The organism is Albidovulum sediminis, assembly GCF_025380365.1.
GTDB classification, from domain to species: Bacteria; Pseudomonadota; Alphaproteobacteria; order Rhodobacterales; family Rhodobacteraceae; genus Albidovulum; species Albidovulum sediminis.
The window spans coordinates 190,141-201,720 of sequence record NZ_JAOCQF010000001.1; the positions used below are offsets into that span (position 1 = coordinate 190,141).

Annotated in this window: 15 protein-coding genes and 2 tRNA genes; 6 read left to right on the forward strand and 11 right to left on the reverse strand. The window is 69.1% G+C overall.

The window, feature by feature from the left end:
- Nucleotides 1–28 precede the first annotated feature (28 nt).
- Nucleotides 29–112 (reverse strand) — tRNA-Tyr (locus tag N5I32_RS00910).
- A gap of 140 nt (nucleotides 113–252) precedes the next feature.
- On the opposite strand from N5I32_RS00910, the gene rlmB reads away from it, so the two are divergent.
- The 3 genes from rlmB to N5I32_RS00925 all read left to right on the forward strand — a co-directional run bounded on the left by rlmB (nucleotide 253) and on the right by N5I32_RS00925 (nucleotide 2,285).
- A complete protein-coding gene (gene rlmB / locus N5I32_RS00915) occupies nucleotides 253–1,059 on the forward strand; it encodes a 23S rRNA (guanosine(2251)-2'-O)-methyltransferase RlmB (RefSeq protein ID WP_261493515.1) in 807 nt (268 codons plus the stop codon).
- Nucleotides 1,060–1,183: 124 nt separating this feature from the next.
- A complete protein-coding gene (locus tag N5I32_RS00920; protein WP_261493516.1) occupies nucleotides 1,184–1,645 on the forward strand; it encodes a YHS domain-containing (seleno)protein in 462 nt (153 codons plus the stop codon).
- A 163-nt stretch (nucleotides 1,646–1,808) separates the two neighbouring features.
- Entirely contained in the window at nucleotides 1,809–2,285 is a 477-nt protein-coding gene (locus N5I32_RS00925) for a CoA-binding protein (protein ID WP_261493517.1), read from the forward strand.
- 157 nt (nucleotides 2,286–2,442) lie between these two features.
- On the opposite strand, the gene N5I32_RS00930 is transcribed toward N5I32_RS00925, so the two are convergent.
- Both N5I32_RS00930 and hisF read right to left on the reverse strand, forming a co-directional pair.
- Entirely contained in the window at nucleotides 2,443–2,754 is a 312-nt protein-coding gene (locus tag N5I32_RS00930) for a phosphoribosyl-ATP diphosphatase (RefSeq protein ID WP_261493518.1), read from the reverse strand.
- Complete coding sequence (hisF, locus tag N5I32_RS00935) at nucleotides 2,751–3,512, reverse strand: imidazole glycerol phosphate synthase subunit HisF (RefSeq protein ID WP_261493519.1); 762 nt, start codon at nucleotides 3,510–3,512, stop codon at nucleotides 2,751–2,753. Before hisF ends, N5I32_RS00930 begins: the two co-directional genes overlap by 4 nt.
- A gap of 97 nt (nucleotides 3,513–3,609) precedes the next feature.
- Between hisF and N5I32_RS00940 the strand changes: the two genes are divergently transcribed.
- Nucleotides 3,610–4,737, forward strand: a complete 1,128-nt coding sequence (locus N5I32_RS00940; protein WP_261493520.1) for a THUMP domain-containing class I SAM-dependent RNA methyltransferase — start codon at nucleotides 3,610–3,612, stop codon at nucleotides 4,735–4,737.
- Nucleotides 4,738–4,744: 7 nt separating this feature from the next.
- Here the strand turns inward: N5I32_RS00940 and hisA are convergent, their stop codons facing one another.
- Nucleotides 4,745–5,473 carry a 1-(5-phosphoribosyl)-5-[(5-phosphoribosylamino)methylideneamino]imidazole-4-carboxamide isomerase gene (gene hisA, locus N5I32_RS00945; RefSeq protein ID WP_261493521.1) on the reverse strand — a complete coding sequence of 243 codons (729 nt, stop codon included), beginning with the start codon at nucleotides 5,471–5,473 and terminating at the stop codon, nucleotides 4,745–4,747.
- A gap of 148 nt (nucleotides 5,474–5,621) precedes the next feature.
- Here hisA and N5I32_RS00950 point away from each other — a divergent pair, with 148 nt between their 5' ends.
- Nucleotides 5,622–6,017, forward strand: coding sequence for a DUF2147 domain-containing protein (locus tag N5I32_RS00950; RefSeq protein ID WP_261493522.1), 396 nt, complete (start codon nucleotides 5,622–5,624; stop codon nucleotides 6,015–6,017).
- A 2-nt stretch (nucleotides 6,018–6,019) separates the two neighbouring features.
- Here N5I32_RS00950 and N5I32_RS00955 read toward each other — a convergent pair whose 3' ends face one another.
- From N5I32_RS00955 to hisB, 3 genes are read right to left on the reverse strand one after another with little or no spacing between them, the layout of a single operon-like run.
- Entirely contained in the window at nucleotides 6,020–6,952 is a 933-nt protein-coding gene (locus N5I32_RS00955; RefSeq protein WP_261493523.1) for a glutaminase, read from the reverse strand.
- On the reverse strand, nucleotides 6,949–7,590 hold the full coding sequence (gene hisH / locus N5I32_RS00960) for an imidazole glycerol phosphate synthase subunit HisH (protein WP_261493524.1): 642 nt from the start codon (nucleotides 7,588–7,590) through the stop codon (nucleotides 6,949–6,951). The genes N5I32_RS00955 and hisH overlap by 4 nt, the downstream gene beginning before the upstream one ends.
- Complete coding sequence (hisB, locus tag N5I32_RS00965; protein WP_261493525.1) at nucleotides 7,587–8,174, reverse strand: imidazoleglycerol-phosphate dehydratase HisB; 588 nt, start codon at nucleotides 8,172–8,174, stop codon at nucleotides 7,587–7,589. Before hisB ends, hisH begins: the two co-directional genes overlap by 4 nt.
- Nucleotides 8,175–8,434: 260 nt before the next feature.
- On the opposite strand from hisB, the gene N5I32_RS00970 reads away from it, so the two are divergent.
- Nucleotides 8,435–9,046 carry a transglutaminase-like cysteine peptidase gene (locus tag N5I32_RS00970; protein WP_261493526.1) on the forward strand — a complete coding sequence of 204 codons (612 nt, stop codon included), beginning with the start codon at nucleotides 8,435–8,437 and terminating at the stop codon, nucleotides 9,044–9,046.
- A 64-nt stretch (nucleotides 9,047–9,110) separates the two neighbouring features.
- Here N5I32_RS00970 and N5I32_RS00975 read toward each other — a convergent pair whose 3' ends face one another.
- From N5I32_RS00975 to N5I32_RS00990, 4 genes are all read right to left on the reverse strand, one after another.
- Nucleotides 9,111–9,650 (reverse strand): hypothetical protein, encoded by a 540-nt coding sequence (locus N5I32_RS00975; protein WP_261493527.1) that lies wholly within the window; start codon nucleotides 9,648–9,650, stop codon nucleotides 9,111–9,113.
- Between the two features lie 167 nt (nucleotides 9,651–9,817).
- On the reverse strand, nucleotides 9,818–10,123 hold the full coding sequence (locus tag N5I32_RS00980; RefSeq protein ID WP_261493528.1) for a hypothetical protein: 306 nt from the start codon (nucleotides 10,121–10,123) through the stop codon (nucleotides 9,818–9,820).
- Nucleotides 10,124–10,368: 245 nt separating this feature from the next.
- Nucleotides 10,369–10,443 (reverse strand) — tRNA-Gly (locus tag N5I32_RS00985).
- 80 nt (nucleotides 10,444–10,523) lie between these two features.
- Complete coding sequence (locus tag N5I32_RS00990) at nucleotides 10,524–11,438, reverse strand: AraC family transcriptional regulator (protein ID WP_261493529.1); 915 nt, start codon at nucleotides 11,436–11,438, stop codon at nucleotides 10,524–10,526.
- Between the last annotated feature and the right edge of the window lie 142 nt (nucleotides 11,439–11,580).

Sequence of the window (11,580 nt, forward strand, 5' to 3'; positions counted from 1 at the left end):
GGCGTCTGCGCCGGATGTGAGGGGGGAATGGTGGGCGACCCTGGAATCGAACCAGGCGTGGGTCTCCCCGGCGGAGTTACAGTCCGCTGCCGCACCTTGCAGCCCGTCGCCCGCGGCCGGGTGTGACACCCGGCGCGAGGCGGTGGATAGCGCCCCGCCCGGAACGCGTCAACCGCAAAATGGGCGCCGCCGCTGCGAAGGCTTGCCACCCGGCGCGGCCCGTGTCAGAGCGGGCCCGAAGGGGGGACCGTCATGGCCGGACAGAAGTCGAAAAAGCCGAAGTGGGTGATCGAGAAGGAACGCTCGCGCCGCGCCTCGGCCGCCGAGACTGTGTGGCTTTTCGGCCTGCATGCGGTGCGCGACGCGCTCATGAACCCGATGCGCGACCGGCTCAGGCTTGTCCTGACCAAGAACGCCGCCGACCGGCTGGCCGAGGCGGTGGCCGGATCGGGACTGACGCCGGAGATCGTCGATGCGCGCAGCTTCGGCGACCATGTGCCGATCGACGCGGAAAGCGTGCACCAGGGCGCCGCACTCGAGGTGCGGCCGATCGACTGGGGCCGGCTTGAGGACATCTGCGCGACGGGCGGGCGGGCGCCGGTCGTCGTCCTTCTCGACCGGGTGACGGACCCGCACAACGTCGGCGCCGTCCTGCGGTCGGCCGAGGTCTTCGGCGCCCGCGCTGTGATCGCGCCGCACCGCCATTCGGCGCCCGAGACCGGGGCGCTGGCCAAGACCGCGAGCGGGGCGCTGGAGCGGCAGCCCTACCTGCGCGTCGGCAACCTGGCCGATGCGATGGAGACGCTGAAGGCCATGGGCTATGTCCTTCTGGGCCTGGACGGCGCGGCCGAGACGCCGATTGCCCAGACGCTTGCCGGGCTTGGCGGCCGGCCGGTGGGCCTTGTCCTTGGCGCCGAGGGGCCTGGCCTCAGGGACAAGACGCGCGAGACCTGCGATGCGCTGGTGAAGATCCCGTTTCAGGGGGCCTTCGGGTCGCTCAACGTCTCGAACGCGGCGGCGGTCGCGCTTTACGCCGCAGCGATGCGGCCTGCGGCGTGACGGGTCACGGCCGGGCACCCGCGTTCACGCTTTCGGGAGACAGGTTTTCAAGGATCGCACCCGGTGCCATCTTGGGCGGAACAGGTGGCCGCCCGCGTGTGGCCGCACAGATTGGGAGAGACCGATGAGCCTCAGCCGTCGCGCCATCCTGGCGGCCGTGATCGCGATCCCGGTAGCCGGCACAATCCTTCGTCCCGCGCTGGCGAAGGAATCGGCCGTCTATGCGCCTCAGGGCGTGGCTCTGGGCGGCTATGATGTCACTGCCTATTTCACCGAAGGGCGCGCTGTCCAGGGCACCTCCCGGCACGAGATCATGTGGCACGGCGCCGTGTGGCGGTTCGCCAGTGCCCAATCCCTGATGGAGTTCGAGATGAACCCCGCGGCCTATGCGCCGCAATATGGCGGATACTGCGCCTTTTCGGCGTCGAAAGGATCCATCGCCGCGCCCATGCCCGAGGCCTTTGCGGTGCGGGACGGCAAGCTCTACCTGACCCACAACATGGAGATGCTGGCGCTCTGGAACGAGGATCCGGAGGGCAACATCGCGCTTGCGGACCGGAACTGGCCGGCGGTGATCGGCCAGTGACGATCACATTCCGGCGATGGGTCTTTCATAAAGCCTTCATCGTGCCAATATAGAGACATGGAAGCGCGGCACCGGAACTGCCGTGCTTCAATTCACTGTCCCTCGTTCCGCGACTGGCGCCCGACCTCTTGGATCGGGCGCCTTTTTCTGGCAGGGGTTGGGAATGCCTGACTATTCCGATGCCTTCCTGTCCCAGACGCTCAAGATGGTGCGCACCGTCGCCGTGGTGGGGTTTTCGCCCAATCCGGTGCGACCGTCCTATTTCGTCGCCCGCTACCTGGGGCTGAAGGGCTACCGGGTGATTCCGGTCAATCCCGGCCACGCGGGCGAGGTGGCGCTGGGCGAGACGATCCGCGCCGATCTGGCCTCGATCCCGAAGGAGGTGCCGGTCGACATGGTCGACATCTTCCGCCGTTCCGAGGCCGTGCCCGCGATCGTCGAGGAAGCGCTGGCCGCGCTGCCGCGGCTCAAGGTCATCTGGATGCAGATCGGGGTGGAAAATGCCGCGGCCGCCGCACTGGCCGAGTCGCGGGGCATCCGCGTGATCCAGAATCGCTGCCCGAAGATCGAGTACCAGCGGCTTTTCGGCGAACTGCGCATGGGCGGATTCGCGACCGGGGTGATTTCCTCGAAGTTGTGAACGGGGGCCGTCCGCGGGGGGCGGGGGCCGTTCGCGGGGGGCGGGGGCCGTTCGCGGGGGGCGGGGGCCGTTCGCGGGGGGATCGACCCCCCTTGTCCGGGCGGCCGTGCCGGCCGCGCCTCCGGCGGGAGTATTTGGACCAGACTGAAAGGGGCGCTCAGCCCCGCGCGGCCTTTTCGGCCAGGCCGGAGGTGCCTTCGCGCCGGGCGAGTTCGGCCTGCACGTCGGCCAGGGTCACCTCGCGCGCGGCGAGCATGACGAGGAGGTGGTAGAGCACATCGGCCGCCTCGGCGGTCAGGCGGGCGCGGTCGCCCCTGACCGCCTCGATGATCGCCTCTACCGCTTCCTCGCCGAACTTCTCGGCGCATTTCTCGGGTCCTTTGGCGAGGAGCTTGGCGGTCCACGAGGTTTCGGGATCGGCGCCCTTGCGGGCCGCGATGGTGGCGGCGAGGCGGTCGAGCGGGGTCATGCGAGCCTCATCGGGATGCCGGCGCGGGCCATGTGTTCCTTGGCCTCGCGGATCGTGAAGGTGCCGAAGTGGAAGATCGAGGCGGCGAGGACGGCAGAGGCATGGCCCTCGGTCACGCCCTCGACGAGGTGGTCGAGCGTGCCGACCCCGCCGCTCGCGATCACCGGCAGGTCGACCGCGTCGGCGATGGCGCGGGTGAGGGGCAGGTTGAAGCCCTGCTTGGTGCCGTCGCGGTCCATCGAGGTCAGCAGGATCTCGCCCGCGCCCTTCGCGGCGACGGTGCGGGCGAATTCGACCGCGTCGATGCCGGTGGACTTGCGTCCGCCGTGGGTGAAGATCTCCCACCGGCCGGGTGCCACGGTTTTCGCATCGATGGCCACGACGATGCACTGCGAGCCGAAGCGGTCGGCGGCCTCGGCCACCACGTCGGGGTTCGCGACCGCGGCGGAGTTGAACGAGACCTTGTCGGCCCCGGCAAGGAGGAGGGCGCGCACATCCTCGTGCCCGCGCACGCCGCCGCCCACGGTCAGCGGGATGTAGCACTGCTCGGCGGTGCGGGTCACGAGGTCGAACATTGTGCCGCGGTTTTCATGCGTGGCGTGGATGTCGAGGAAGCAAAGCTCGTCCGCACCGGCCGCGTCATAGGCGCGCGCCGCCGCGACCGGGTCGCCCGCGTCGATCAGGTCGACGAAGTTCACGCCCTTGACCACGCGGCCGTCGGCCACGTCGAGGCAGGGGATGATGCGGGTCTTGAGCATGGGCGGGTCCTTTCGGCACGCTTCTAGACCGGATCGCGGGGCGCGCCAAGGGCTACGCCCCCTCGCGCCCGGGGCAAATCCGCGCTATGGCGCCGGGATGGATGACAAAGCCGCCCCCTTCGAGATCTTCCTGGCCGCCCTTCCGGGGTTGGAGCCGCTTCTGGCGGCGGAGGCGCGCGAGGCGGGCTTTGCCGGGGTGGAGGAGGGCGCCGGCGGGGTCACCTGCCGCGGCGGCTGGGCAGAGGTCTGGCGCGCGAACCTGACGCTCAGGGGGGCAAGCCGGGTGCTGGTCAGGATCGGCGGCTTCCGGGCGTTTCACCTGGCGCAGCTCGACAAGCGGGCGCGGCGGTTTCCCTGGGGCGATTTCCTGCGGCCGGACGTGCCGGTGAAGGTCGAGGCGACGTGCCGGCGATCGAAGATCTACCACGCCGGCGCTGCGGCGCAGCGGATCGCGCGCGCCCTTGCCGAGACGCTGGGCGCGCCCGAGGCCACGGGGGAGGAGGCCGCGGTCCGGCTGATGGCGCGAATCGAGGACGACCTGGTGACCTTTTCGCTCGACACGTCGGGCGAGCCCTTGCACCGGCGCGGCCACAAGGTGGCGGTGAACAAGGCGCCGCTGCGCGAGACGATGGCGGCGATGTTCCTGCGCGACTGCGGCTATGCCGGGGCGGAGCCGGTCCTTGACCCGATGTGCGGCTCGGGCACCTTCGTGATCGAGGCGGCGGAGATCGCGGCGGGCCTGATGCCCGGTCGCAGTCGTGCCTTTGCGTTCGAAAGCCTTGCGGGTTTCGACGCGGGCGCCTGGGCGGCGATGAAGGGCGCGTTCCCCGTCCGCGTTCCCGCGCAGCGCTTTTACGGCTCGGACCGGGATGCGGGCGCGGTGCGGATGTCGCGCGAGAATGCCGAGCGGGCCGGGGTGGGGGAGTGGTGCGCCTTCTCCTGCCATGCGGTCGGCGAGCTTGCCCGGCCGGAGGGCCCGCCCGGCCTGGTCATGGTCAATCCGCCCTACGGGGCGCGGATCGGCGGAAACCGCAACCTTCTCTTCGGGCTTTACGCGGCACTCGGCGGGGTGCTCAAGGATCGGTTCGCCGGCTGGCGCGTCGGGCTTGTAACCTCGGATGCGGGGCTGGCGAAGGCCACTGGCCTGCCGTTCGGCGCGCCGGGCGCCGAGATCGACCACGGTGGCATCCGGGTGCGACTCTGGAAGGCCGGGCCGCTGCGCTGAGCGGCGCCTAGCGCGGCACGCGGCGCAGTTCCTCGATTGCCGCCGTGAGGTCGATCGCCCCGTCGTAAAGCGCGCGGCCCGAGATTGCGCCCGCGATCACGCCGGTGTCGCGCAGCGCGATCAGGTCGGCGAGCGAAGACACGCCGCCCGAGGCGATGACCGGGATCGTGACGGCGCGCGCCAGCGCCTCGGTCGCGGCGAGGTTCGGCCCCTGCATCGCGCCGTCGCGCAGGATGTCGGTGTAGATGATCGCGGCGACGCCCGCGTCCTCGAAGCTGCGCGCAAGGTCGGTGACCAGCACGTCGGTCTCCTCGGCCCACCCTTTCGTCGCCACCCGCCCGCCGCGCGCGTCGATGCCGACCGCGACACGGCCGGGGAAGGCGCGCGCCGCTTCGCGCACCAGCGCGGGGTTCTCCACCGCCACGGTGCCGAGGATCACCCGCGCCAGCCCCTTTTCCAGCCACATCGCGATGGTGGCCATGTCGCGGATGCCGCCGCCCAGTTGGCAGGGGACGGTGACGCGGGCCAGGATCGCCTCGACCGCCGCCGCGTTGACCGGCAGGCCGGCGAAGGCGCCGTTCAGGTCGACGAGATGGATCCATTCGCAGCCCGCCGCCTGGAACTTTGCCGCCTGCGCGGCGGGGTCGTCGCCGAAGACGGTGGCCTTGTCCATCTCGCCATGCAGGAGCCGCACGCACTGGCCGTCCTTCAGGTCGATGGCGGGATAAAGGATCATGGCTTCCTCCGTCGGAGCGTCGCGTCGGGCTTCGGCGGCTCTTGCCACAGGGGGCAGCCGATGGAAAGGGGCAGGCGCCGCGACGTCACGCTTGCACGGAGGGGCCGGCCGGGCCGATGATCGCCCTGCAACCGGCAGGGAGGAGACGATGCGGGCGGCACTACTGGCACTTGCATTCATCGGTGCGGGAGGGATGGCGTTGGCCGATCCCGTGGAAGGCGTCTGGCAGACCAGGCCGGACGACAACGGCGATTATGGCCATGTCGAGATCGCGGCCTGCGGGGCGGCCTTCTGCGGCGTGCTGGTCCGGGCCTTCGACGGCGCGGGGGCGGAAAAGACCGCCTCGCCCAATATCGGCAAGCAGATCGTCTGGGACATGACGGCCGAAGGCGAAGGCGCCTATGGCGGCGGCAAGGTCTGGGCGCCCGACCGCGACAAGACCTACCGCGCCAAGATGGCCCTTGCAGGGGACAGCCTGTCGGTGTCCGGCTGCGTTCTGGGCGGCATCATCTGCCGCGCGTCCGAGTGGAAGCGGGTCAAGTAGGCCTATCCGAAGACCGACCAGCCCATCCGGCGGGCCAGCATCTCGACCGCCTCGGTCCCGAGCTTGGAGTTGCCCTGCGCGTTCAGCCCCGGCGACCAGACCGCGACCGAGGCACGCCCCGGCGCGATCACCAGGATGCCGCCGCCGACGCCCGACTTGCCGGGCAGGCCGACGCGGAAGGCGAAATCGCCCGATCCGTCGTAGTGCCCGCAGGTCAGCATCAGCGCGTTGATCCGGCGCACCCGGTCGGCCGAGACAAGGCGCGGCATGCCCGGCGCGCCCATCAGGAAGCGGCCCGCGCGGGCCAGTTGCGCGCAGGTCATCTCGACCGCGCACTGGTGGAAATAGGCGCCGAGCGTCAGTTCGGGCGGGTTGTCCAGGTTGCCATGCGCCCGCATGTAATGGGCCAGCGCGAAGTTGCGGTGGCCGGTCTCCGTCTCCGATCGCGCCACGGCGTCGTTGATGTGGATGTCGTCATCCTCGGCCGCCGCGCGGATGAAGCGCAGGAGCTCGCCCAGGTATTCGCGCGGGGCGTGGCCCGCAAGGGCCGCGTCCGTCACCACGATGGCGCCGGCGTTGATGAAGGGGTTGCGCGGGATGCCCTGTTCGTGTTCGAGCTGGAGGATCGAGTTGAAGGCAAGGCCCGACGGCTCCCGCCCCACCCGCGCCCACAGCCGGTCACCGAGCCGGCCCAGGGCGATGGCCAGCGCGAAGACCTTGGAGACCGACTGGATCGAGAAGGGCACATCCGCATCGCCCACCGAATGCTGGCTGCCATCGGCCAGCGCGACCGACAGGCCGAACTGGCCCGGATCGACGCCCGCAAGCTCGGGGATGTAGTCGGCGACGCGGCCCCGGTCCGTCGACGCCCGCGCCGCCGCGAGGATGTCGCCCAGAACCGCGTCCAGACCGGCGGTCCCCGGATCGGCGGTCATGGCCGCCAGGTCAGGAAGTTGGAGATCAGCCGCAGGCCCACCGCCTGGCTTTTCTCCGGGTGGAACTGGGTGCCCACCACGGTGTCGCGCCCGACGATGGCGGTGATGTCGCCGCCGTAGTCCACATGCGCCAGCCGGTGCGCGGGATCATCGACGCGGAAGTGGTAGGAGTGGACGAAATAGGCGTGATCGCCTGTCGCGATCCCCTCCAGCACCGGGTGCGGGTGGTCGATCACCAGATCGTTCCAGCCCATGTGCGGCACCTTCATCGCGGGGTCCGAAGGGGCGATGCGCACCACCTCGCCCGGGATCCAGCCGAAGCCCCGCGTATCGCGGTTTTCGCGGCCCCAGGTCGCCAGCATCTGCATGCCGATGCAGATGCCCATGAAGGGCCGCGCGCGGACCGTCACCGCCTCCTCGATCGCTTCGAAAAGCCCGGTGAAGCGGGTCAGCGCGGCGCGGCAGGACGGAAAGGCGCCGTCGCCCGGCAGCACGATCCGGTCGGCGCGGGCGACGTCCTCGGGGCGGGAGGAGACCAGGACCGCGCCCGCGCCGGCCTCGCCCGCCATCCGCTGGAACGCCTTTTCGGCCGAATGCAGGTTGCCGCTGTCATAGTCGACAAGGACCGTCAGGCTCACAACGCACCTTTCGTCGAGGGCAGCGCACCGCCCATGCGGGCATCAGGCTCCACCGCCATGCGCAGGGCGCGCGCCACCGCCTTGAAGGCGGCCTCGGCGATGTGGTGGCTGTTGATCCCGTGCACCTTGTCCACATGCAACGTGATGCCGCCGTGGGTGGCCAGCGCCTGGAAGAATTCGCGCACCAGTTCGGTGTCGAAGGCGCCGATCTTCGCGGTCGGAAAGTCGAGGTTCCAGACCAGGTAGGGCCGCGCGGACAGGTCGAGCGCGCAGGCCACCTGCGCATCGTCCATCGCCAGCACGAAATGGCCGTAGCGGCGGATGCCGCGCTTGTCGCCGAGCGCGCGCACCAGCGCCTGCCCGATGGCGATGCCGGTATCCTCGACCGTGTGGTGGTCGTCGATGTGCAGGTCGCCCTTGGCGCGCACCGTCAGGTCGATGAGCGAATGGCGCGACAGCTGGTCGAGCATGTGGTCGAAGAAACCGACGCCGGTTTCGTTCGAATATACCCCCGTCCCGTCGAGGTTCAGCGTCACGCTGATCTCGGTTTCGGCGGTATTCCGCGTGATCGTGGCCTGACGCATGGCGATCCCCCGCTCGTGGTCTCGCGCGCCTTATAGGCAGGACTTCCGCCAGCGCCAAGCCTTGGTTAGGGCGGAGATGCGCGTCCCAGTGTTTCCACAGGAGAAATCCACATCGGCGACTGTCTTTCTTTCGCGGAATTGCCACGATCAGGGCCAATTTTCGACACGCCGGGCGGGCTTCATTCCTTCGGGGGAATGCAATGAGGCTGCCGATGCGGACAGAACCGGGGAAAGTGGGCGCGCGCCTTTCAAGACGAGGCTTGTTTGGGGCGGCACGGGCCGCGATGCACGCGGCCGCGCTGACGATCATCGCGGCGGGCGTGTCTTACACGGCGCCGGCGCATGCCGCGGAGGGTGGAACGCTGACGTCCCGCAAGGCGATCGCCGCGCCGGACGGGTTCGGCGACGTCTGCAGCCGCTACGACTGGGCCTGCGCGGCTGGGCGTAAGGACCGGGTCGACGGGTCGGACCTCCTGGCGCTTGCCCGCGGGATCAACCGCGCCATCAACCTGCGCTATCGCCAGATCACCGACCGCAGCCAGTATGGCGCCGAGGAGGTCTGGTCGCTGCCCACGGCGTCGCGGGGCGGCGATTGCGAGGATTTCGTGCTGGCCAAGAAGCAGTCGCTGATCGCCGCCGGGGTGGCGCCGGGCCGGTTGCTGATCGCCACCGTGCTCGACCGCCGGCGCGCGCTGCACGCGGTGCTTGTGCTGCGCACCGACGCGGGCGACTACGTGCTCGACAACCTGAACAACAGCGTGAAGGGTTGGCAGGAAACCGGCTATTCCTTCCTGCGCATGCAGAACCCGGAGGCTCCGCACCGCTGGAACGCGGTATTCGCGGGCGGCGTGTTCAACCGCGCAAGCTCCTGAAAATGGAGGGATCCGGCGCTACCGCGCCGGACTCCATCGCGATGAAAGACGGCGGGGCCGAGCGCTACTTGCCCTTGCCCGGGTTGTCATTGTCGTCGCAGCCACCGCCCTTGCAGTCGCCTTCGTCGCCGTTGCCAAGGCCGTTGTTGCCATTGCCGGTGTCGCCATCCGTGCCGCCATCGGTCCCGCCGTCAGTTCCCCCGTCAGTTCCCCCGTCAGTGCCTCCGTCGGTCCCGCCGTCAGTGCCGCCATCGGTGGTTCCGCCATCCGTGCCGTCATCGGGCACGTCCGGCGTCGTCGTGCCGTCGCTGCCGTCATCCGCCGCCGGAATGATCGTGGCGGTGGCGCCATCGGTCAGCACCGCGGCGACCGCCGGGCAGGCTTCAAGCGTGTATTGCAGCAGTTCGCCGAAATACTCGCTTTGCTGGATTCTGGTCAGTTCGCTGCGCTTGAATTCCTTGCGCGCGCACAAATCGTCCAGGAACTCTTGCGACATCGAGACATTGCGGATCGCCGCGGTGCTGCTCGTTGCATAGAGCGACGCCGAGGCGGCCAAGGACAGAACGCCTGCCGCAAGCAGCAGCGTTCCGGATCTGGTAGACATCACATTACTCCCCACACCATCGGGCCCGCCCCCTGCGGCGCCCTTACAATCCTTCATCTTGCCGCCCGCGAACGGGCTCCTGTCAAGAATACGGCAAAATAATGTCCAAAAAGTGACCTAGCGGCAACCCGCCCGGATCAGTGCTGCAGGAGAGCGCCGACGCGCGATCAGTTGCCGTCCGGCACGGGCGCGCCGTTCGTCGTCACGGCCGTCGCGCCGTCGGTCAGCAAGGCCGCGACCTCGGGGCAGTACTCCAGCGTAAACTCAAGCAAATCAACGAACAATTCGGATTTCTGGAGGCTGTCGATCTCGGCCTGAGACAGCGCGGAGCGTTGGCACAGCAGCTCAAGGCTTTCGTTGGTGACGCTCTGGTCGGGCACCAGCGCCAGCGCCGGCGCGACCGTCAGACACATCGTCAGCGCCAGCGCGAATGCCAGTCGAACCGGTGTTTCCACTATTTTCGCGGCAGTCATGATCGGGACTCCAGCACCTCACCCGCCAGAACACAGGGCGGAATACCGGTCCACCTCGCGCGCACCCTTTAAAGTTGTCAAGAAAAAGGCGCATTCATCCTGAAAACGGCGAAAGTGTGGCAACAATAAGGCCACAGGCCCCGGAAAGGACGGCAACTGGAAAACGCTGGCCTGACCCTGCATCGTGCGGGCGGGGATGTCGGGGGGCGGAAAAAACGAAAGGCACCCGAAGGTGCCTTGTACGTTGGAGCGGGCGATGAGATTCGAACTCACGACCCTAACCTTGGCAAGGTTATGCTCTACCCCTGAGCTACGCCCGCGCTCCGTGAGGGGCGATGTATAAACTTCGCCGGGGGGGTGCAAGAGGAAAATTGCGCCCGCAATCAAGTTTTCCCGCCGCTCAGGCCGCGCGGGCGGCGCGGCGCAGTTGCGCCGGGGTTTCGCCGAAGCGGCGGCGGAATGCACGGGCGAACCCGGCCTCGGAAACATAGCCCACACGCTCGACGACATCGGGCAGGGCGAGGTCGGACCCGGCCACCAGGTGCCGGGCCTGCAGCAGCCGCCATTCGGTCAGATAGGCGCCGGGGGGCATCCCCATCGCCTCGTGAAAGCGCGTCGCGAACGAGGTGCGCGACATTCCCGCCTCGCGCGCGATGCGGCTCAGGTCGAGGTCGCGCGCGTGGTTCTGGTGGATATAGCTCAGCGCACGGGCCAGGCGCGGGTCGTTGATCGTGGCCAGCACGCCATGGGTGGGTACGTTGTCCGCGATCCAGGCCCGCAGGAGCGACACGAACAGCACCTCGCCCATCCGGTCGGTCACCGCCGAGGCGCCGGGCGCGTCGCCTGACTGTTCGGCGGTGATCAGGTCGACGATGGTGGAGAACAGCGCGCCCCCCTCGCGGCCGAGCATGTTGCGCACAAGGATCACCTGCGGCAGTTCGGAAAACAGCGGATGGTCGAGCGTCCCGTCCCATTCGAAATGCCCGCAGAGCATCCGCGCCACGCCGGTCGCGGGTTCGGGCAACGCGCGCAGACGCTCTATGATCGAGCCCCCGCCCATCGGTCGCGCCGCGGCGGTGTCGAGCATCGTGTGGGCCGCACCGCGCGGCAGAACCACCGCGTCCCCGGCGCTCAGTTCGTGTTCCTCCGTCCCGATCCTCAGGATGCAGCGGCCTTCAAGGACCAGATGCACCGGTCCGTTCACGGTCGCGGGGGCGCTGAGGCCCCAGCCGGCTTCCATGGTCCGGGCGAAGTAGACGCAGGCGCGCAGCCGGACCAGCCGCAAGACCTCGCTCAGCGCATCGTCCCGGATCATGCCATTCCCCCGCTCGTCATTCCGTTCCGCCATACTGGGCGGTTCCCCCGCATCGGGCAACCCGCGGCGACGGCGCTTTGAACGATGCGTCATTTCCTTTGAACGGGCGTGACTGAGCAGCGGCGGGCGTTTGCGCCATAGA